Annotated in this window: 14 protein-coding genes; 3 read left to right on the plus strand and 11 right to left on the minus strand. The window is 70.2% G+C overall.

The window, feature by feature from the left end; translation table 11 throughout:
- Positions 1-391 precede the first annotated feature (391 nt).
- From E0H26_RS01880 to E0H26_RS01890, 3 genes are read right to left on the minus strand one after another with little or no spacing between them, the layout of a single operon-like run.
- Positions 392-1153, minus strand: a complete 762-nt coding sequence (locus E0H26_RS01880) for an SDR family oxidoreductase (protein WP_131300073.1) — start codon at positions 1151-1153, stop codon at positions 392-394.
- Complete coding sequence (locus E0H26_RS01885) at positions 1150-2175, minus strand: zinc-dependent alcohol dehydrogenase (protein ID WP_131300076.1); 1026 nt, start codon at positions 2173-2175, stop codon at positions 1150-1152. Before E0H26_RS01885 ends, E0H26_RS01880 begins: the two co-directional genes overlap by 4 nt.
- Positions 2172-2507, minus strand: coding sequence for an L-rhamnose mutarotase (locus E0H26_RS01890; protein ID WP_131300077.1), 336 nt, complete (start codon positions 2505-2507; stop codon positions 2172-2174). The genes E0H26_RS01885 and E0H26_RS01890 overlap by 4 nt, the downstream gene beginning before the upstream one ends.
- Before the next feature lie 224 nt (positions 2508-2731).
- Here E0H26_RS01890 and E0H26_RS01895 point away from each other — a divergent pair, with 224 nt between their 5' ends.
- Positions 2732-3331: a FadR/GntR family transcriptional regulator gene (locus tag E0H26_RS01895; RefSeq protein ID WP_240741962.1), complete on the plus strand. Its 600-nt coding sequence runs from the start codon at positions 2732-2734 to the stop codon at positions 3329-3331.
- Between the two features lie 129 nt (positions 3332-3460).
- On the opposite strand, the gene E0H26_RS01900 is transcribed toward E0H26_RS01895, so the two are convergent.
- From E0H26_RS01900 to E0H26_RS01930, 7 genes are all read right to left on the minus strand, one after another.
- Positions 3461-4345 (minus strand): amidohydrolase family protein, encoded by an 885-nt coding sequence (locus tag E0H26_RS01900; RefSeq protein WP_131300079.1) that lies wholly within the window; start codon positions 4343-4345, stop codon positions 3461-3463.
- Positions 4342-5664, minus strand: coding sequence for an enolase C-terminal domain-like protein (locus E0H26_RS01905; protein WP_131300081.1), 1323 nt, complete (start codon positions 5662-5664; stop codon positions 4342-4344). Before E0H26_RS01905 ends, E0H26_RS01900 begins: the two co-directional genes overlap by 4 nt.
- Positions 5665-5745: 81 nt before the next feature.
- Positions 5746-6792 (minus strand): ABC transporter permease, encoded by a 1047-nt coding sequence (locus E0H26_RS01910; protein WP_131300082.1) that lies wholly within the window; start codon positions 6790-6792, stop codon positions 5746-5748.
- A complete protein-coding gene (locus E0H26_RS01915) occupies positions 6785-8326 on the minus strand; it encodes a sugar ABC transporter ATP-binding protein (RefSeq protein ID WP_131300084.1) in 1542 nt (513 codons plus the stop codon). The genes E0H26_RS01910 and E0H26_RS01915 overlap by 8 nt, the downstream gene beginning before the upstream one ends.
- The gene (locus tag E0H26_RS01920) at positions 8323-9393 is read right to left on the minus strand and encodes a sugar ABC transporter substrate-binding protein (RefSeq protein WP_131300085.1); all 1071 of its coding nucleotides are present in this window, start codon (positions 9391-9393) and stop codon (positions 8323-8325) included. The genes E0H26_RS01915 and E0H26_RS01920 overlap by 4 nt, the downstream gene beginning before the upstream one ends.
- A 91-nt stretch (positions 9394-9484) precedes the next feature.
- On the minus strand, positions 9485-11752 hold the full coding sequence (locus E0H26_RS01925) for an alpha-L-fucosidase (RefSeq protein ID WP_131300087.1): 2268 nt from the start codon (positions 11750-11752) through the stop codon (positions 9485-9487).
- Positions 11753-12247: 495 nt separating this feature from the next.
- Positions 12248-14455 (minus strand): MMPL family transporter, encoded by a 2208-nt coding sequence (locus E0H26_RS01930; RefSeq protein WP_131300088.1) that lies wholly within the window; start codon positions 14453-14455, stop codon positions 12248-12250.
- A 170-nt stretch (positions 14456-14625) separates the two neighbouring features.
- Here E0H26_RS01930 and E0H26_RS01935 point away from each other — a divergent pair, with 170 nt between their 5' ends.
- Positions 14626-16002 carry a sensor histidine kinase gene (locus tag E0H26_RS01935; protein WP_131300090.1) on the plus strand — a complete coding sequence of 459 codons (1377 nt, stop codon included), beginning with the start codon at positions 14626-14628 and terminating at the stop codon, positions 16000-16002.
- Positions 15999-16682, plus strand: a complete 684-nt coding sequence (locus E0H26_RS01940; protein ID WP_131300092.1) for a response regulator — start codon at positions 15999-16001, stop codon at positions 16680-16682. Before E0H26_RS01935 ends, E0H26_RS01940 begins: the two co-directional genes overlap by 4 nt.
- 112 nt (positions 16683-16794) lie before the next feature.
- On the opposite strand, the gene lacZ is transcribed toward E0H26_RS01940, so the two are convergent.
- The gene (lacZ, locus tag E0H26_RS01945) at positions 16795-20523 is read right to left on the minus strand and encodes a beta-galactosidase, LacZ type (RefSeq protein ID WP_131300093.1); all 3729 of its coding nucleotides are present in this window, start codon (positions 20521-20523) and stop codon (positions 16795-16797) included.
- Positions 20524-20802 lie beyond the last annotated feature (279 nt).

A 20802-nucleotide genomic window follows, 5' to 3' on the forward strand; every position in this document is an offset into this window, starting at 1 on the left:
GGAGGACGCGGGACACCCGGTCAGCGGTTCGCGGACAGGGGATTCCTCCCTTCTGGCAACCGGGGTGCAGCTTGGTGGGACCTCGCGAGGGGCGCGCCAGGGTGGCCGGCAACGATGAGCCGCAGGGCCGGCCGGGCGGATGGCTTCGCCGCCGGAAGCGGCGGCGCAAGTGCCCGGACCCGGCCACGCCTCGTGGCGGTCGGCGAGCCGCCCAACGCCCGCCCTGGTGACGCCGCCGAAAAACGGTCGAGGCCGGTCACCAGCAACTCGGATGCCCTGCTGGCGGTGCCCGACGGTGTCCGTCGCGGGCGACGAAGGGTGTCATACACCCTTATATCGAAAGATATAATGTTATCGATAACATTGCAAGGGCAGGTGGGACATCCACCGCTCAGCGGGCGAGCCACCCACCGTCGACCGGGATGATCGCCCCGTGCACGTAGGCCGCCGCGTCGGAGGCCAGGAAGACGGTGATTCCCGCGAGGTCGTCGGGCCGACCCCAGCGCCCGGCCGGGATCCGCTCCAGGATCGCCTGGTTGCGCTCCGGCTGCTCGCGTAGCGCCTGGGTGTTGTCGGTACTGATGTAGCCCGGCGCGATGGCGTTGACGTTCACCCCGTGCCGCGCCCACTCGTTGGCCAACGCACGGGTCAGCCCGGCGACCCCCGACTTCGCGGCGGCGTAGCCGGGCACGGTGATGCCCCCTTGGAAGCTCAGCATCGACGCGGTGAAGATGATCTTTCCGTGGCCACGGGCGATCATGCCCCGACCGATCTCGCGGGCGAGCACGAACGGCGCCGAGAGATCGACCTCCAGTACGTGGTCCCAGTCCTCGTCGGCGTGCTCGGCCGCAGGCGCGCGGCGGATCGTGCCGGCGTTGTTGACCAGGATGTCGACCGGCCGATCCCGCTGGCCGAGCCACTCGGTGAGCGCGCGGACAGCGCCCCGGTCGGACAGGTCGGCCCGGTACGGCAGGAACGAACGACCATGCGCGCCCACCCGCTCGGCGACCTCGCTGCCGGTCTCCTCCAACGCGGCGCTCACCCCGATCACGTCAGCGCCGGCCGCCGCGAGGGCGTCCGCCATCGCCAGGCCGATGCCGCGCCGGCAGCCGGTCACCACGGCCAGCCGGCCGCTGAGGTCGAACAGGCTCACGCGTTGCCTCCACAGTCGACGAGTACCTTGACGTCGCCACCGGCGGCGAGCGCCTGGAACGCCTGCGCCACCTCGGCCAGGGGCACGATTCGAGAGATCAGACGATCGGCCGGCACCTGCCCGCCGTGCACCAGCCGGACCGCCTCGACGTAGTCCGCGTGCTCGTAGACGCGTACCCCGATCACCTCCAGCTCGCGCCAGAAGATCCGGTGCAGGTCCACCTCGCGCGGGGTGGGATGGATCGCCACGACGACCAGCCGCCCGCGTACGGCGAGCAGGTCGGTCGCGGTGCGCACCCCGGCGGCCGAGCCGGACACCTCGAAGACCACCTCGGCACCGGCTCCCCCGGTCACCTCCTGGACGTAGCCGGCGACATCGACGGCGGACGGATCCACCGTGGACAGCCCGAGTTCGGCGGCGAGTTCGCGGCGCCGGGGGTCGAGTTCGAGTACGGTCACCTCGGCACCGGTCGCCTGCGCGACCGTGCCGATCAGCAGCCCGACCGGGCCGGCCCCGATGACCACCGCGTGTTCACCGGCGGCGAGCCGGGAGCGCCGGACGTCGTGCACGGCCACCGCGGTCGGCTCCACCAGCGCGGCGTGGGCCAGCGACAGGTCCGCCGGAAGCGGCACCAGGATCCGCGCCGGGACCGTCCAGGACTGCTGCATCGAGCCGGGCGAGTCGATCCCGACGAAGTTGAGCCGGTGACAGATGTGGGAGTGCCCAGCGCGGCAGGCCGGGCACTCGCCGCACCAGTCCAGCGGCATCACGGTCACCGGATCACCGACCCGATGGCCCTCGACGCCGGCACCGACCTCGACGATGCGGCCCGACATCTCGTGGCCGATCACCGCCGGTACCCGGACCCGCTGGTCCATCGCACCATGGGCGATGTGCAGGTCGGTGCCGCAGATGCCGGTGTACGCGACGTCGATGCGGACCTGGCCGGGGCCGGGCGGCTCCGGGCTGCTCTGCTCGACGACGAAGCTCTGCTCGCCGACGTAGTACGCGCTGCGGTTCACGCCGCCTCCTCGGTCAGATGCCAGACCTCGCGCATCGGGGCCCACCAGTGCCCCGATCCGGGTGGGGCGAGGGATTCCTGGCACGGGTCGGTCAGTTTCCACCACGCCTGCGTCTGCGGGTCGTCGGCGATCCGGCGCTGATCCGCCTCGTGGTCGTCGCCGACGTACTCGTAGTAGCCGAACAGCAGGTCGTCGTGGAGAAAGATGCTGTAGTTGCGGATGTTGGCCGCCCGCAGGGTCTGCTCGACACTGGGCCAGACGGCGGCGTGCAGCCGCAGGTACGCCTCCCGGCGCTCCGGCCGCAGCCGGATCACCCAGCCGTAACGTCGCACGTCAAACCCTCCCTGATCGAGGTGTCGGCCGGTGGCGGGGTGTCCAGGGGTCGCCGCTTCTCGGCGGTCGTGGCGCGGCGCCGGTCCCGCCGCCTGGACGGCGAGGCGCACCTCAGGGACGACAAACGTCGGACGTCTCTATAGTGGTGAGGGCTGCCGGTGCCGGCCGCAGACGGCGGATCCGCGCCGATGGCGCGAGGCAGGCCGGTCCGAAGGGGGCGTGGATGGCACTGACCGACGACGCGATCGCGAAGATCCGGAGCATGATCCAGAGCGGCGAGCTGCCGCCCGGGGCACGGCTGCCACCGGAGCCGCAACTGGCCGCCCAGATGGGGCTGTCCCGCAGCGGGGTCCGGGAGGCGGTGAAGGTGCTCGAATCGGCCCGGGTGCTCGACGTACGACGCGGCGACGGCACCTACGTGACCAGCCTCGCTCCCCGACTGCTGCTGGAGGGGCTGGGTGTCGCGGTGGAGCTGCTGCGCGACGACACCCTGCTGGAGGTCATGGAGGTACGCCGGATGCTGGAGCCGGTGGCCACCGGTCTGGCGGCGCTGCGGATGACCGACACCGAACTCGACGAGCTGGCCCAGATCCTGGAGGACATGCGGGCGGCGGCCGACGACGCCGAGAAGCTGATCCAGTTCGACACCGCCTTCCACCACACCGTCATCGCCACCACCGGCAACGAGACGCTCACCTCGCTGCTGGACGGGCTGTCCAGGTACGCTGCGCGCCCGGGTGTGGCGGGGCCTGATCGAGGGCAACGCGGCACACAAGACGATCGACGAACACCACTCGATCTACCTTGCCCTGCGGTCGCGTGACCAGTTGCTCGCCCAGGCCAGCGCCCTGATGCACGTGAACACCTCCGAGGCGTGGTTGCGCATGGTGCTCGCGGCCAAGGCGGCGGACGCCTAGCGCGGGTCCGAAGTGGACGTGCCCCGGCGGGGTGTTCATGCGGGTGGTCCGGTCGGGGCGAGCCGGGCCACCCGCCCGGCCAACTCGTAGGTACGCACCGCGGTGCCGGCGAAGATCTCGTACCGCTCCGGGGTGGTCAGGGGCGGCAACGCCGCCTCCAACGCCCGCCGTACGCCCGAATAGTCCGATCTGAGCAGGCACACCGGCCAGTCCGAGCCAAACATCAGACGTTCCGGCCCAAACTGCTCGACCGCCACCTCGACGAAGGGCCGCAGGTCCTCCGGCGACCAGCCCGGCCCCGCCTCGGTCACCAGGCCGGACAGCTTCGCGGTGACATTGGGGTTGGCCGCCAGGTCGGCGAAGGGCGACCGCCATCGCCGCAGTCCCGCCGCGCCCTCGTCGATCCGGGGCTTGCCGAGGTGGTCGAGGACGAAGCGGACGTCCGGCAGCGCCTGCGCCACCCGCGCCGCCGCCGGCAGCTGATCGGCCCGGATCACCAGGTCGAACACCAGCCCGGCGGCGGCGATCTCGGCCAGGCCACGACGCACGTCGGGCCGATCGAGATAGTCCGGATCGGCCTCCCCCTGCACCTGCGAACGGAGCCCGACCAGCAACTCACCACCGCGCAGCCGCCGGTACCGTCCGATGGTCTCGCGGACGTCACCGGCGGCCACGTCGAGCCAGGCCACCACGCCCAGGATCGGCGCGGTGTCGACGGCGTAGCCGAGGAACTCCGCTGCCTCGTCGGGATGGCAGCGACCCCCCTCCACCAGCACGGTGCCGTGCACCCCGCTCGCGGTCAGCTCGGCGGTCAGATCCTGCGGGGTGAACGGCCGGCGGATGGCGGCCAGTTCCGGCTCGTCGAGCCAGGTGTAGCCGCGTTCCGGCCGCCACAGGTGGTGGTGCGCGTCGATGATCATGCCGCCGGTGCTCCCGCCATGGTCGGCGCCGCCCACTCCGGGCCGTCCGGGTAGCGGTAGTCGGCCAGCGCGGCGGGGACGAGCTGGGCGCTCATGCCCGGCGCGGTGGGTGCCAGGTAACGACCGTCGCTGATGCGTACCGGATCCACGAAGTGCTCGTGCAGGTGGTCGACGTACTCGATGGCGCGGTCGTCGGTGCTGCCGCTGAGCGCGACGAAGTCGAACATGGCCAGGTGCTGCACCAGCTCGCAGAGGCCCACGCCGCCGGCGTGCGGGCAGACCGGCACCCCGAACTTGGCGGCGAGCAGCAGGATGGCCAGGTTCTCGTTGACCCCGGCGACCCGGCAGGCGTCGATCTGCACCACGTCGACCGCGTCGGCCTGGAGCAGCTGCTTGAACATCACCGCGTTGTGCACGTGCTCGCCGGTGGCCACCTTGACCGGGGCGAGGGCCTTGCGTACGGCGGCATGGCCGAGCACGTCGTCCGGTGAGGTGGGCTCCTCGATCCAGTACGGGTCGAACTCGGCGAGTTCGCGCATCCACTGGATCGCCTCGGGTACGCCCCAGATCTGGTTGGCGTCCACCGCGATGCGGACGTGCGGCCCGACGGCCTGCCGGGCGATGCCCATCCGGCGTACGTCGTCGGCCAGGTTCCCGCCGACCTTGAGCTTGATCAGCTGGTACCCGGCCTCGACGGCCTCCTTGCAGAGCCGGGCCAGTTTCTCGTCGTCGTAGCCCAGCCAACCTGGCGTGGTGGTGTAGGCGGGGTAGCCGTCGGCCCGCAGCGTCCGCTCACGCTCGGCCCGGCCGTCGGCGGCGGCCCGCAGCAGCGCCAACGCCTCCTGCTCGGTGAGGGCGTCGCGCAGGTAGCGGAAGTCCACCTGGGCCACGATCTGTTCCGGGGTGAGGTCGGCGAGCAGCTTCCACAGCGGCTTGCCGGCCCGCCGGGCGGCCAGGTCCCAGACCGCGTTGACCAGGCCGCCGGCGGCCATGTGCACCACGCCCTTCTCCGGCCCCAGCCAGCGGATCTGGCTGTCGCCGACGAGCCGCCGGGCCAGCGCGCCGGGGTCGGCGATCAGCTCGTCCACCGGCTGACCGACCACCATGGCGGCCAGCGACTGCACCGCCGCCACCTGGATCTCGGTGCCGCGGCCCACCGTGAAGACCAGCCCGTGCCCTTCGGCTCCGCCGGTGGTACGCAGCAGCACGTAGGCGGCGGAGTAGTCCGGGAACGGGTTCATCGCGTCTGACCCGTCACGATGGCGGGACGTGGGGAACCGTACGTCGATGGTTTCTACGGACGAGATGAGCTCAGTCACCGGAACTCCTGTGGGATCGATCTGCCTGTGCCGGGTATTCGTCGGTCCGCCTCGGCCCGCTGGCCGCCGGAGGGGTCCACGTCATGTCTGCGCCTTGCCTCCAGTGATTCGGGAGACCACCAGGGCCACCAGGATGACCGTGCCGTTGAGGAAGTTGGTCCACTGCGCGGGCACTCCGGCCAGGGTCAGCACATTGATGATCATGAACAGGAGCAGGACGCCGGTGAAGGCGCCGAACACCGTTCCCTTGCCGCCGTTGAGGCTGACCCCACCGATGACCGCGGCGGCGAACACCTGGAAGATGGCGCCGCTGCCCTGCGCGGCGGGCACCGCGGCGAGCCGGCCACTCATCAGCAACCCGGCCAGGGCGGCGAGCATGCTGGCGACGATCAGGGCGATCCACAGCACCCGGTCGGTACGGATACCGGCGGCGCGGGCGGCGTCGACGTTGCCGCCGATGGCGTAGAGCGCCCGACCGGCCCGGGTGAAGCCCAGCACGACGATGCCGCCGCCGAACAGCAGCAACGACAACCAGATCGAGGCGGGAACGCCGAACCAGCTGGCCGAGCCGAGGTAGGTCATCGACTCCGGCAGGGCGAAGAACGTCTGGCCGCCGGAGATGCCGGTCAGCAGACCCCGCAGCACGATGAGCATGCCCAGCGTGACGATGAACCCGTTGAGCCCGAACCGGACGATGAGCAGCCCGTTGAAGGCACCGACCAGGGCGCCGACGGCCAGCACGACCGGGACCGCCCAGGCCGACGGGAGGAAGTCGAGCCCGAGGCCGCGGGTCAGGGCCGGGTCGATGATCAGCCAGGCGGCGATGCCGGGGGCCAGCCCGAAGGTGGACTCCAGCGACAGATCCATCTTCCCGGTGATCAGCACGATGGTCTGGGCGAGGACCACGATGGCGATCTCCGACATGCTCTGCAGCACGTTGATGATGTTGTCGGAGCTGAGGAAGACCGGGTTGACGATGAACCCGACAATCGCGACCGCGATGATCGCCGGGACCAGGGCCAGGTCGCGCAGCCGGGCGATGGCCAGGGTCCGCGACGGCGGCGAGGCCGGTGGCGACGGTGGCGGCGCCGTGGGCGGCGACGCGGCGGTGGACAGCGTCTCAGACATGGTGGAGATCCACCCCTTCCATGGCGGCTACCAGATCGTTGTCGCTCCAGCCGTGGGCCATCTCGCGGACGACCCGCCCCTGGAACATCACCAGCACGCGGTCACAGATCCGCAGGTCGTCCAGCTCGTCGGAGACGACGAGCACGGCCGTGCCGCGGCCTCGTACCTCGTCGACGACGCCGAGCAGGGTCTGCTTGGACCGCACGTCGACCCCGGCGGTCGGCGTGATGAGCACCAGCAGTTTCGGGTCGCTGGCCAGCGCCCGGCCCATGACCACCTTCTGCTGGTTGCCCCCGGACAGGTCGGAGACCGGCACCTCAGGGCCGGCGGCCTTGATCGCGAGGTCGGCGATGGTCTGCCGGGCGAGGGCGTCGCGGCGGGCCGGGGAGATGAGACCACGCCGCCCGACCCGGTGCGGCACGGTCATCGTGACGTTCTCCGCGATGGACAGCAACGGCACCAGGCCCTCCCGGTGCCGGTCCTGCGGGACCAGACCGACGCCCGCGGCGAGCGCGTCGGGTACGCTGCCCGCCCGCAACTGCCGGCCGTCGAGGGTGACCGTCCCGCCCGCCGGGCGGGCCAGGCCGACGATGGCCTCGGCCACCTCGACCTTGCCGCTGCCCCCGCCGCCGGCGATGCCGACGACCTCGCCGGCCCTCGCCTCCAGCGACAGTTCGGCGCCGGAGGCGGTGACCAGGTCCCGCACCGACAGCAGCACCGGTACGTCGGCGGACAACGGACGGTGCACCGCCTCGGGCATGCTCACGTCCTCCCCCGTCATCGCCGCGACCAGCGCCGGACGGCTCAGCTCGGCCACCGGGGCGGTCACGATGTGCCGGGCGTCGCGGAACACCGTCACCTGGTCGCAGATCTCGTAGATCTCCTGCAGGTGGTGGCTGATGAACAGGAACGTGACGCCCTGGGCGCGCAGGTCGCGGATGCGGGTGAACAACCGCTGGATGCCGGCGCCGTCCAGTTGGGCGGTCGGTTCGTCGAGGATGATGAAGCGGGCTCCGAAGGACAGCGCCCGGGCGATCTCCACGAACTGTCGCTGCTCGACGGTGAGCGTCGAGGCGGGCTGGCGTACGTCGACGTCCACCGACCATTCGGCGAGCAACTCCTGTGCCTGCCGGCGCAACGTGCTCCAACGGATCAGCCGGCCGGGCCCACGGGCGTGCCGGTTGAGGAACAGGTTCTCCGCCACGGTCAGCGTCGGAATGATCGTCGACTTCTGGTAGACGCACGCGACCTGCCGTCGCCACCCGTCACGGTCGCCCAGCGGCGGCGCCGGCCGACCGTCGAAGGCGACGCAGCCCTCGTCCGCGGCGTGCAGCCCGGTGAGGATGCTGACCAGGGTCGACTTGCCGGCGCCGTTGCGCCCGACCAGGGCGTGCGTCTCCCCGCGCCGGACCACGATGCCGGCCTCGGACAGGGCCAGGGTGGACCCGAAACGTTTGGTGATGTTCACCGCCTCGACGACGGGCCGGTCGTCGCCGACCGGCCCGTCGGTCGTGGCTTGCCGGGTGGCACTCATGCGTTGTTGCCCCACAGCGACGCGTCATCGAACTTCGTCGTGGGCTCGCCACCGATGGGCGCCCCGTCCAGGGTCACCAGCGGCGCCGGCAGTTGGTCCTCCAGCAGGCCCTCGCGTACCTGGATGATGTTGCTGCCGTGCGAGGTCGGGCCGGGCTGGAACGTCTTGCCCTCGATCGCCGCCTTGACGTACTCCAGCCCGTACTTGGCGTACAGGTCGGCCGGCTGGCTGACGGTGGCGTCGATGAGGCCCTCGCCGATGTTCTTCAGCTCCTCCGGAATGCCGTCGTTGGAGACCACGAAGACGTGCTTCGGGTCGCTCGGCGGCACCTGGAGACCCCGCTGCTTGAGGATCTGCAGGGTGCCGGACAGGGCGAACGACGACTGCATGTAGATGCCCTTGATGTCCGGGTCGGAGGCGAACCGGGTCTGCAACTTCGACGCCGCCACGTCCGCCTTCCAGTCGGTGGCCTCACCGAAGACGGTGATGCCGGGGAAGTCCTTCTGCATGCACTCGTTGAACGCCTCGGTGCGGTCCCGACCGTTGATCGAGTCGAGGCCGCCCTGGAGCATGACGACCTTGCCCTGGCCGCCGAGCTTGGCACCGAGGAACTGGCAGGCCTTGGTGCCGTACGCGCGGTTGTCGGCGCGGACCACCATGAACACGTTGCCGGTATCCGGCCGGGTGTCGATGGTGACCACCGGGATCTTCCGGCTGTCCAGTTGGGCCAGCGTCGGGGCGATCGCCGCCGTGTCCTGCGGGGCCATCACCACGCCCTTGACCCCCTGGCTCATGAAGGTCTGCGCGTTCGAGATCAGGTTGGCGATGTCGTTCTGCGAGTTGGTGGTCTTCAGCTCGACCCCCAACTCCCCCGCGAACTGCGGCACGTACTTGATGTAGGAGTTCCAGAAGTCGGTGTCCGAGCGCGGGTAGTCCACCCCGACCAACAGCTCGGAACCGCCCGAGCCGGTCCCGCCGCCCGCGTCGTTGCCGCAGCCGGCGGCGAAGGTGGCGGACGCGGTGAGCATCGTCGCCAGCCCCACGCTCAGCAGAGCCCTACGATTCATTGATCTTCCTCCATATTCGGGAGTCATCCGACGTGTGTCGCCGCAACCCTGAAGGTCACGGCGACACAGGTCGGACGGGAGTGCGAGGGAATCAGACTGCGGTGATGGTCCACAGCAGGTTGGTGCTGCCGTCCCAGCTCCACTGCTTGACGATGGAGCCGGAGGCGACCTGACCACCGCCGTCGAGCACCAGCCCGGTCGCCCGGTTGGCGATCCGGTACCGCCGGTTGCCCTGGTCGGTGATCTGCCACTGTTGGTTGTTGCTGCCGTTCCACGGCGCCTGTTGCGCGGCGGCGCCGCTGCTGGTGGCGCCGAAGCCGTCGACCACCATCCCGTTGGTGCGGTTGACGATCCGGTGGTAGCCGGTGCCCAGGTCGACGAGCTGCCACTGCAGGTTGGTGCTGCTGTCCCAGCTCCACTGCTTCAGCTGCGCGCCGGAGGCGACGTTGCCGCCGCTGTCGAGGACCAGCCCGTTGGTCACGTTCGTGATCCGCTGGTACGTCGCCGGATTGAAGGTGACCCGCAGCGAGGCGATGGCGTCGTTGTTGCCGGTGTTGCGCAGGTCGGCGTTGTCGCTGGTGAAGGTCCAGCTGGTGCCGGAGAAGTTGTCGTTGGCGTACCCGACGAGCTGGTGGCCGGCGGTGACCCGGACCGACGAGATGGTCCGCAGCCCGACGCCGGCCGCCTGCAACTGGGCCGCGGTGTAGCTGCCGACCGCCAGGTTGACGCCGTTCTCGTAACCGGTGTGCTGGTAGACGCTGACCGGGGGCGAGACGGTGGGTCCGCCGCCGAGCGTCGGGATCGGACCGTTGAAGGTCAGCTTGACCACGTACGCCGGCGCGCTGAACGGTGCGCTGGCCGACGGCATGGTGATCCGCAGCCCGGTGGCGTCCTGGGTACGGGTCGGCAGGTTGATGTAGCTGCCGGCGGTCGAGCCGAGCAGTTGTACGCCGGCCAGCGAGCTGAGGTTGATCCGGTTCGAGGCGAGCGTGGTGATGTTGACCGTGCTGCCCGGCCAGCCGAGGATCGTGGCGTACAGCACCCGGCTGTCCTTGCTGCGGGTGAACCGGATGTCCTGCGGCGTGCCGGCCACCGGCGCGACGAAGTAACCGCCGCCCATCCGGGTCGGCCCCTCACCAAAGGCGGTCCAGGCCCGGGTGGAGTAGATCGACTCACCGAAGCGGCGCAGGTAGTCACCGATGCTGCGGAGCAGGGTCTGCTGCCCGGTCGGGATGGTGCCGTCGGCCATCGGCGCGATGTTGAGCACCATGTTGCCGTTCTTACTGACCCGGTCGATCAACGAGTGCAGCATCTGGTTGAGCGTGTAGTAGCCGAGCCCGACGGTGTAGCTCCAACTGGAGCTGCTGATGCTGTCGTCGGTGAGCCAGTAGGGCTCACGCAGCTCGGCCGGACCACCGCGCTCGTAGTCGTAGACCGCACCGCCGAGTTCCAGGCCGTCCTTGTAGGTGGCGACGACCTCCTTGTCCCACGCGACGGCCCGGTTGTAGTAGTACGCCAGGAACCGCAGCCGCTGGGCATCGCTGATCCGGCGCAGGTCGAAGTCCTGCCAGATGATGTCCGGCTGCGCCTGGTCGATGATCTCCCGCAGCTTGTCGAACCAGAGCTGCTCCTGCGCGGCGGTGCCCAACTGGCCGTACAGCTTGCGCAGGCTCGGGTCGGACTGCTGCGGCGCCCAGCCGTAGAAGCCGGTGAAGTTGAAGGCGTGGTGCATGGCGACCATGACCTTGAGCCCTCGGGCCCGGATCGCGTCGGTGTGCAGCCGCAGCAGATCCAGGCGCGGCCCCCGGGCCACCGAGTTCCACTCGTTGACCTGGCTGTTCCACATGGAGAAACCGTCGTGGTGCTCGGCCACCGGCCCGGCGAACCGGGCCCCGGCGTCGACGAACAGTTGCGCCCACTCGTTGGGGTCGAAGTTGCCGCCGGCCGAGCGCAGCCGTGGGGCGAACTGCACGAACCGGCCCGAGCGGTCGTTCGCCCCGTTGATGAAGTTGTGGTACGGCCAGACCGACGGGTCGCCGTACGTGTTGCGGTGGTGGTTGTTCTCGTTCGAGCCGGCGTTGTACATGTTGCGCGGGTACCACTCGTTGGCGTACGCCGGAACACTGAACGCGCCCCAGTGGAAGTAGATGCCGAACTTGGCGTCCTGGAACCACTCGGCTGCCGCAGGGTGCTGGCCGACCGAGGCCCACGTCTCGGCGTAGCTGGAGGGGCCGGGGATCGCGGCGTGGGCGGGCAGCGGGCGGGCGATGCCGCCGGCACCGATGCCGACCGCGGCGGCGGCGCCACCCGCGCCGAGGGCGGCCAGTAGCGAGCGTCGGGTGAGCGGGGGACGGGACATGGGGATCCCTCCAAAACACGGTGGCGGGGGTGGTGGAGCTCGCGTGCCTTAGACATCAGACGTTAAGCGTTTCCGGTATGTAACGTCAACGCCCCTGTTTGGAAGAGATGCGTGCTCGTGACGATCGTGCTCGCCGGCCATGGAGCTGAGCAGGCAGCGATAGGTCTGATGAATTCGCCTCGGGGCGACGGAAGGGGGATCATGAGGACCCCGGTCCGGCCGGCGGCCACCAGCACGCGGCACAGCCGGGGCGGGCCGACGGCCGCGAGGCGGTGGGCCCGAACCCGCCGAAACCCGTCATGTTGGCGGTCACATCGAGGCACCTGCGGAGGCAGTGTTCCCGCACGCGGCGCCACTGTGCGAACGTTAACATCGATGGCACTAAAATTGCCAGCTTGTTTCCGCTGGACAAATCGCCCGTACCGTCGAGCGCCAGTCACCTGAAACGAGAACTGCCACCGGGTCGACCGGTGGCAGTTCTCGGAGCGGCCCGGATCAGCGAGCGGCGTCGACCAGGTCCCGCTCGGGCGGGGCCGGCTCGGCCGCCGTACGCAGCCGGTCGCCTTCGACATCCACGTCCGGCAGGATCCGGTCCAGCCAGCCCGGCAGTGCCCAGGCCCGCTTGCCGAGCAGCGTCATCACGGCCGGTACCAGGGTCATCCGCACCACGAAGGCGTCGAAGAGGATCGCCGCCGCGAGCGCGAACCCGATCGACTTGATGATCGACTCGTCGGCGAGGATGAAACCGGCGAACACGCTGATCATGATGATGGCGGCGGCGGTGACCACCCGCGCGCTGTGGCTGAAGCCGTTGACCACCGCCTGGGTCGGCTCGGCGCCGTGCACGAACTCCTCACGCATCCGGGTGACCAGGAAGACCTCGTAGTCCATCGCCAACCCGAAGACGATGCCGATGAGCAGCACCGGGATCAGGCTGGCGATCGGTCCGGTCTGTTCGACCCCGAACAGACCGGACAGCCAGCCCCACTGGAACACCGCGACCAGCGCGCCGAACGTCGCGGCCACGCTGAGCAGGAACCCGGCGATCGCCTTCAACGGCACCAGCAGCGAACGGAACAACACGGTCAGCAGCAGGAACGCCAGCAGCACGATGACCGCCAGGTACGGCACCAGGGCCCCGCCCATCCGCGCCGAGATGTCGATGTTGATCGCGGTGGCGCCGGTGACCGCCAGGTCGGCCCCGGTCCGGTCGGTCAGTCCCGGCGCCTGGTCCCGGATCGCGTGTACGAGGTCGGTGGTCTGCTCGCTGTCCGGTCCGCTGGTCGGCACCACCTGGAGGATCGCCGTGTCACCGGCGGGGTTGAAGGCCGGCGGGGCGACCGTGGCAACCCCGGACAGAGCCTGGACCGTGGCCGTGGCGTCCGCTGCGGCAGCCTGCGGGTCCGCGCTGCCCGCGGCGTCCACCACCACCATCAGGGGCCCGTTGAAGCCCGCGCCGAAACCCTCGGTGAGCAGGTCGTACGCCTTGCGTTGGGTGCTCTGCGCCGAGCCCATGTTGTCGCCCGGCAGGCCGAGTCGCAGGTCCAGGGCGGGGACGGCGACCACGAGCAGGCCCAGCGTGGCGGCGAGCACCGCCACCAGCGGACGCCGGGTGATCAGCTCGGCCCAGCGCCGTCCGGCGGTGCGCCGAGCCGCCGGTGCGGTCGTCTCGGCGCCCGGCGTACGGCGTTGCCGGCGGCCGAGGGCGCGCGATCCGACGAAGCCGAGCAGGGCGGGCAGCAGGGTCAACGCGATGAACACGGCGACCACCACCGCACCGGCCGCGGCCAGGCCCATCTGAGTCAGGAACGGGATGTTCACCACGGCCAACGCGGTGAGCGCGATCACCACGGTCAGCCCGGCGAAGGTCACCGCGGACCCGGCGGTGCCGACCGCGCGGCCGGCCGCCTCGACACCGGTACGCCCCTGGGCCAGTTCCTGCCGGTAACGGAAGACGATGAACAGGGCGTAGTCGATCGCCACGGCGAGCCCGAGCATCAGCGCGAGAGTGGGAGTGGTGGCACCGAGTTCGACGAAACCCGAGGCGATCTGGATCGCGGCCAACGCGGCGGCCACCCCGATGATCGCCGTGAGCAGGGGCAGCCCCGCCGCGACCAGTGAGCCGAAGGTGATCAGCAGGACCACCGCGGCAACCGCCAGACCGATCACCTCACTGGCGTTCTGCCCACCGCCACGCTCCTGCATCGCGTCGCCGCCGGCCTCGACGGTCAGGCCGGTGGTCCGGCCGACGTCGAGCGCGGCGATCAACGCCGCCCGATCCGCATCGGTCATGCCGTCCGCCTGAACCTGGTACGTGACCTGTGCGAACGCGACCGTACCGGCCTGGTTGACCGTCCTGGCGAGCGGATCGGTGACGTCCGCGACCTGCCCGAGGTCGCGCAGTTGGGCGACCGTCGCCGCCACGGCGGCCCGGTTCTGCGGGTCGGTCAGCTTCTCCCCGGCCGGCGCGGCGAAGACCACCCGCGCCTGGGCGTTGCCGGCCGCGGCCTGCGGGAAACGCTGCGCGAGCAGGTCCTGAGCCTCCTGGGCCTCGGTACCGGGAATCGAGAAGTTCTCGGCGGCCGGTCCGGAGAGCGTGAACGCGCCCACCCCCAGCGCCGCGAGCAGCGCCACCCACAGCGCCAGTACCAGCCTTCGGCGGCGGAAGCTGAGCTTGCCGAGCCGATACAGATAGGTAGCCATCGAGTCTCCAGTACGCCGACTACGGAACGTGTCCACGCTTGCATTCGCGCAGCCGCCAAGCGTCGTCCGTACGCAGGCAGGTCCGTACCACGAGCGTGGTATTCGGACGCCGTCCAGCTACTACGCGTGCAGGAGGCATGGGGCGGTGACGACGCGTACCGTTCAGGACGATGGAGACCAGGAACGCCGTACGGTTCAGCGCGCTCAGGCAGGCGGTGGGTAGGCCGCTGCTGCTCGACCTGCTGCTGGCCGTGGTGCTCTCGATCGCCGTGTTGCGCAAGGCGGCCGAGGACGGGCAACCCGCGTTCGGCGACATGCTGATCGCCACGGTGGCCTTCGTCGCGGTGCTGTTGCGACGCATCCGTCCCTGGCTCGCGCTGGGCATCTCCACGGTCGCCACGGCCGGCGCGATATGGCACGGAGTGAGCAATCCTGGTCTGATCATCGCAATCGGGGTCATCACGTACTCGATCGCCGCACACACCGACCGCCGGCGGGGCTGGACCTGCGCCGTCGCCGCATCGTCGGTGGTCTACCTGACCGGTCTGGTGGTGGCCCCCGACAACTGGTGGCGGCTGGAGGTCCTCGGCGTGTTCGCGTGGATCTTCCTCGCCGCGGCCGTCGGCGACGCGCGGCGTACCCAACGCGCCTACATCCTGGAGGTGGAGGCGCGGGCCCACCGGGCCGAGCAGACCCGCGACGAGGAGGCCCGGCGACGGGTCGTGGAGGAACGGCTCCGCATCGCCCGGGAACTGCACGACGTGGTCGCCCACCACATCGCCGTGATCAACGTGCAGGCCGGTGCCGCCGCGCACGTGCTGGAACGCCAGCCCGAGCGGATCGGGCCGGTGCTCGCACACATCCGGGAAGCCTCCGACACCGTCCTGAAGGAGATCCAGACGGTGGTCGGCATGCTGCGCGGGCCCGGCGAGACGGAGAGCACCGAGCCGACGCCGGGCCTGGCCCAACTACCCGAACTACTCGCCGGCCTGGCGGCGGCCGGTTTCCGGGTACGCCACCAGCAGCGCGGCCCGGCCCGCGAGCTACCCGCGCTGGTCGACCTCGCCGCCTACCGGATCGTTCAGGAGGCGTTGACCAACGCGCACCGGTACGGCCTCGGCACCGCCGGGCTGCTCGTCGAGTACACGCCCGGCGGTGTCGTCCTCGACATCGACAACGAGATCCGGCCGTTCCCGCCCGCCTCCGGCGCCGGCTACGGCCTGGTGGGCATGCACGAGCGGGCCGCCTCGGCAGGCGGTCGGGTCAGCGCCGGCCCGACCGACGACGGCCGGTTCCGAGTGCACGCCGCCCTGCCCACCGACGAACCTCGGCACCATCCGGCCGACCCACCGGCCCCCCTGGCCTGCGCTGCCACCGGGACCAGGGCCACGCCAGCGCCCACCGGCACCAGCACCGGACCGTTGCCCACCGGCACCAGCACCGGACCGTTGCCCACCGGCACCAGCGCCGGGGCGCTCGACGCCGGGGCGGGCGCCCGGGTGTGCCCGGCCTGGGCCAGTGCCCGGGCACACCGGGAGCCGGCGTGACGATCAGGGTCGTGCTCGCCGACGACCAGGCGCTGATCCGCGCCGGTTTCCGCATGATCATCGACTCCGAGCCGGGCTTCGCGGTGGTCGCCGAGGCGGAGGACGGGCGGGCCGCGGTCGACCTGGCCCGCAGTTGCCGCGCCGATGTCGTACTCATGGACATCCGGATGCCCCGGCTGGACGGCATCGAGGCCACCCGCCGCATCGGCGCCGACGACGACCTGGCCGGAGTCCGCGTACTGGTGCTCACCACCTTCGAGAACGACGACAACGTGGTACGCGCGCTCCAGGCCGGTGCCAGCGGCTTCCTCGGCAAGAGCGTCGCGCCCGAGGAGCTGCTGCGCGCCATCCGGGTCGTCGCCGACGGTGCCGCGCTGCTCTCACCGAAGGCGACCACCGCGCTGGTCAGCCGGTTCCTCGCCGAGCTGCGGTCGCCGCCGGACAGCCGGATCCGGGGCCTCGACCTGCTCACCGACCGGGAGCGCGAGGTGCTCGTGCTCGTCGCGCACGGGCTGTCCAACGACGACATCGCCGACCGGCTGTTCGTCTCACCGCTGACCGCCAAGACCCACGTGAACCGGGCGATGACCAAGCTCAACGTCCGCGACCGCGCGCAACTGGTCGTCCTGGCGTACCAGAGCGGTCTGGTACGCCAGGGCGACCGACTGCCCGCCCGCTGAGCGGGCCGAGGATCGGTGTCGACACCCATCTGTCCCGCGCGGATCTTGGTACGAAGCGGCCCCCGTGAGGGCCCCGTGAGGGCCCTTTCGTACCAAGATCCGCGGCTAGGACCTAGACGCGTTGCAGTTGGAAGCGCTGGTTGGGGTTGCCGGACAGCGTCCACTGGGAGATCCGGGCTCCGTCGGCGGTGGACACGGCGTACACGTCCATCGCCAGCCCACTCTGCCGGTTGACCAGGCTGACCACGCCGCCACCGTGGTCGACCAGCCGCCACTGCTGGCTGGCGGCGTTGCTGTCGGGCTGCTGGGTGATGTCGGCGCCACTGCTGTTGCTGGCCACCTGGAGCACGAGTCCACTGTGCCGGGCCCGGATCCGGTAGTGACCGCCGTCGGAGGCGACGAAGTCGAACTGCTGGTTGAGGCCACTGCCGACCGGCCACTGGATCAGCTGCGCCCCGGGCGCGGTGGAGTTGGCGTTGATGTCGGCGGCCTTGCCGCTGTGCTGGGCGACGAGGCGGTAGTGGACGCCGGGCTGCACCGGTGCACCGCCGGTCACCTCGCCGACCGGCTGCCGGGACAGGGCCATCGCCTGACCGACGTCGGGCAGCGGCCGCAGCCGGTAGGTGTAGCTGTAGGTCCGGTCGGGGAACAGTTTGTACGCGTCGATGGTGTGCGCGCCCCAGGTGTCGTTGCCGCCGACCCCCATCTGCTTGTGGTTGACCCGCAGCACGATCTCCTGACGCCGGGTCAGCTGGTAGTCGTGCCGGACGCCGACGGACAGGTCCTCCGGCGTGAAGTACGACGCGTTGACCTCCAGCAGCGAGTCGCCGGCCACCAGCAGGCCCCGGCCGTTGCCGTCGGTCAGGGCGGCCCAGCGTACGTCGGTCTTGTTGCCGTTCTCCTGCGGGCGCAGGTAACCGGTCCACTGCTGCGCGACGGTCGACTGGTACACGCCGACGTCGGATCCGGTGCGCCGGTCCCAGTGGTTCTCCTCCGGCCCCCGGCCGTAGTAGCGCAGCCGGTCCAGCCCGCCGGGCAGCATCAGGATCGTGCCGACCTCGGGGATGTAGGGCAGGCTCGACGCGCCCGGGCGCAGCGTGTTGTCGACCCTGATCTCGCCGTTACCGAAGACCGTGTACGTCGTGGTGTACGTGGACGTGGTGCTGGTCGGCAGGGTGCCGTTGACGTCGACCCGGATCGCGCGGTCCGACAGTCGGGTCACCACGACTGTGGACACCGTCCGGTTGGCACCGGCCCGTCGCCAGGTGGCGTTGCGGGTCGGGTGGCCGTTGCCCCGGTCGTTGTCGTTCGGCGCCCGCCAGAAGTTCGGCGTCGGACCGGAGTTGACCAGCCGGATGCCCAGCCCGTCGTACGCGGTGATCAGGCCGGTCGCCTTGGCGATGGTGACGGCGAACCCGGTGCCGGTGATGGTCACGCTGGTGCCGGTCTCGGCGAGGGTCACCGTCGGCACGCTGCTGACCGGGGTGGGCTGGATCGGCGGGCTGTTGAAGTTGACCGGCAGCTGTTGCTTGGCCACCTCGAACCCGGCGTCGGCCCACAGCTGCGTCGCGCGGAGCCGGAACGACAGTTGGAGGAAGTGTTCGGCCCCGGGCGCGATGGTGCCCGGCCGCTGGATCGGCAGCTGGACCGTCCGGCTCGACAGTGGTGCGACGTCGAGTTGCTGCGCGGTGAGGGTGCCGCTGGAGACGACCTGGCCGTCCGCGATCAGCGACCAGCGCCCCTCGAAGGCGTTGACGTTGGTGAACAGGTACTCGTTGGTGATCCGGATGTTCCCGCTGGTGATGTCGGCACCGGCGGTGACGTTGATCGCCTGGTAGACCTGTTTGACCTCCACGGCCTTGCCGCCGGCCCGGCGGTCGGCGTCGACGATGCCGTTGCCGCAGAAGGCGCCCTCGAAGTCGGGTCGGTCGCCCCAGTCTCCGCCGTAGGAGAGGTAGGTGGCGCCGCCGCCGTTCGGCACCGGGCGGCGCAACGCCTGGTCGGCGAAGTCCCAGATGAACCCGCCCTGCAGGATCGGGTAGCGCCGGTAGATGTCCCAGTACTCCTTGAGGTTGCCGGTCGAGTTGCCCATCGAGTGGGCGTACTCGTGTGACACGTACGGCCGCTGGTCCGGGTCGTGGGCGCGTTGCTCGGTACGGGCCAGCGACTCGTACCCTTCGACGCGCAGGTCACTGACCTCCGGCCGGTTGTCGCCCTGGTACTGGATGATCCGGGTCGGGTCGGCCGCCCGGATCCAGTTGCGCATGGTGACGAAGTTGCTGCCCCCGCCGGCCTCGTTGCCCAGCGACCAGATGACCACGCTGGGGTGGTTCTTGTCCCGGTGCACCATCGCGCTCGCCCGGTCGATGACGGGCGCGGTCCAGTCCGCCCGGGAGGCCGGATAGCTGCCCATCACGCCGTGCGTCTCGAGGTTGGCCTCGTCCATGACGTAGAGGCCGTACTCGTCGGCGAGTTCGTAGAAGGTCGGGATGTTCGGGTAGTGCGCGGTGCGTACCGCGTTGATGTTGAGCTGCTTCATCACCCGGATGTCGCGGATCATGTCGGCGCGGTTCAGCGCGGCACCCCGGTCCGGGTCCATCTCGTGCCGGTTGACCCCACGCAGGGAGACCGGCTGGCCGTTGATGCGGATCAGTCCGTTGCGGATGGCGAACTCGCGGAATCCGACCCGGGCCGACACGATCTGGACGACCGCGCCCGACGGGGCCCGCAGTTGGAGTACGGCGGTGTAGAGGTTGGGGTACTCGGCGGACCAGAGCCGGGGCCCCGGGACGGCCCGGCTGCCCCGCCCGGTGGCGTCCTGTCCGGGCGCCACCGAGCCGATGGCGATCTGGGTACGCAGCGGTTCCGGCCACACCGGCTGTCGATTGTGGTCGTACAGCTGGGTTTCGACGGTGTAGGTGCCGGTCTGCTGGGTGCCGCTGTTGCGCACGCTGGCGGCGACCACCATGTCGGCGTTGGTGTAGTTGTCGCGCAGCGGGGTTTCGATCTTGAAATCCCGCAGGTGCACGGTGGGCAGCGAGTAGAGGTAGACCGACCGGAAGATCCCGGAGAGCCGGATCATGTCCTGGTCTTCCAGCCAGTCGCCGTCGGGGAACCGGAATACCTCGACGGCGATCAGGTTGTTTCCCGCCTGGAGGTGGTCGGTGAGGTCGAACTCGGCCGGGGTGTACGAACCCTCGCGGTAGCCCACCCGGGTACCGTTGATCCACAGGTAGAAGGCGGCCTTGACCCCCTCGAAGTGGATGTGGATGCGCCGGCCCTGCCACCCGGCGGGGACCTGGAAGGTACGGCGGTACTGCCCGACCGGATTGAACTGTGTCGGTACGAACGGCGGCGTGCGGGCCTCGTCGTAGCCGGTGCCACCCCACCACGGGTACGCGATGTTCGTATAGATCGGGAAGTCGTAGCCGTGCTGCTGCCAGTTGGACGGCACCGGGATGGTGCGCCAGGTGCTGTCGTTGAGATCGGTCCGGTGGAAGTTGGGATCCCGGTCGGCCGCCCGGGTGACGTGCTGGAATCGCCAGGTGCCGTCGAGGCTGAACCGGTACGGCGAGGTGCTGCGGTCGGCGTTGAGCGCCTGCTGGAGATCGGCGTACGGCATGAAGGTCGCGTGCGCCGGCTGGGCGTTGACCTGGAAGATCCCGATGTTGTTGTTCCACTCGGGATAGCCGTTGGGCGGATCGTCCCAGGTCGCGGCCAGGCCCTGCGGCAGTGCCGCCGAAGCGCCCGCCGACCAGGGCATGGCCATGGAGCTCAGGGCGCCCAGACCGGCTCCGAGGAGGAGCCGCCGACGGACCTCCGGTCCCAGCGATTCGGACATGCTGATGTCTCCCTTCCGGGCACAGCGTCAACGGGGTTCAGCTCACCGGGGGCGTGCGCCGGAAGGTCGAGGGGTGAAAACGACCCAACCCATATGATCCGGGCATCGATGAATCCCGCTGTAACCGTATGGTAATCATCAGATGTATGTCAATGTCCCGACGCAACACCCCGGACACGAGCACGCAGCAGAGCCACACGGCAACAACTTGGTCTGATGACTGGCGAGTTCCGCCTGGACCGGCCGTCGAGACAACGGCCGGCCCAACAGGGCGACGCG

The sequence above is a fragment of the Micromonospora zingiberis genome, assembly GCF_004331455.1.
In the GTDB taxonomy this organism is placed as follows: domain Bacteria; phylum Actinomycetota; class Actinomycetes; order Mycobacteriales; family Micromonosporaceae; genus Micromonospora; species Micromonospora zingiberis.

Excerpts from the sequence above, each read along its gene's own strand:
- E0H26_RS01930 (WP_131300088.1), bottom strand. The coding sequence starts at position 14,455 with ATGGCTACCTATCTGTATCGGCTCGGCAAGCTCAGCTTCCGCCGCCGA.
- lacZ (WP_131300093.1), bottom strand. The coding sequence starts at position 20,523 with ATGTCCGAATCGCTGGGACCGGAGGTCCGTCGGCGGCTCCTCCTCGGA.
- E0H26_RS01920 (WP_131300085.1), bottom strand. The coding sequence starts at position 9,393 with ATGAATCGTAGGGCTCTGCTGAGCGTGGGGCTGGCGACGATGCTCACC.
- E0H26_RS01900 (WP_131300079.1), bottom strand. The coding sequence starts at position 4,345 with ATGATCATCGACGCGCACCACCACCTGTGGCGGCCGGAACGCGGCTAC.
- E0H26_RS01895 (WP_240741962.1), top strand. The coding sequence starts at position 2,732 with ATGGCACTGACCGACGACGCGATCGCGAAGATCCGGAGCATGATCCAG.
- E0H26_RS01935 (WP_131300090.1), top strand. The coding sequence starts at position 14,626 with ATGGAGACCAGGAACGCCGTACGGTTCAGCGCGCTCAGGCAGGCGGTG.
- E0H26_RS01915 (WP_131300084.1), bottom strand. The coding sequence starts at position 8,326 with ATGAGTGCCACCCGGCAAGCCACGACCGACGGGCCGGTCGGCGACGAC.
- E0H26_RS01910 (WP_131300082.1), bottom strand. The coding sequence starts at position 6,792 with ATGTCTGAGACGCTGTCCACCGCCGCGTCGCCGCCCACGGCGCCGCCA.
- E0H26_RS01925 (WP_131300087.1), bottom strand. The coding sequence starts at position 11,752 with ATGTCCCGTCCCCCGCTCACCCGACGCTCGCTACTGGCCGCCCTCGGC.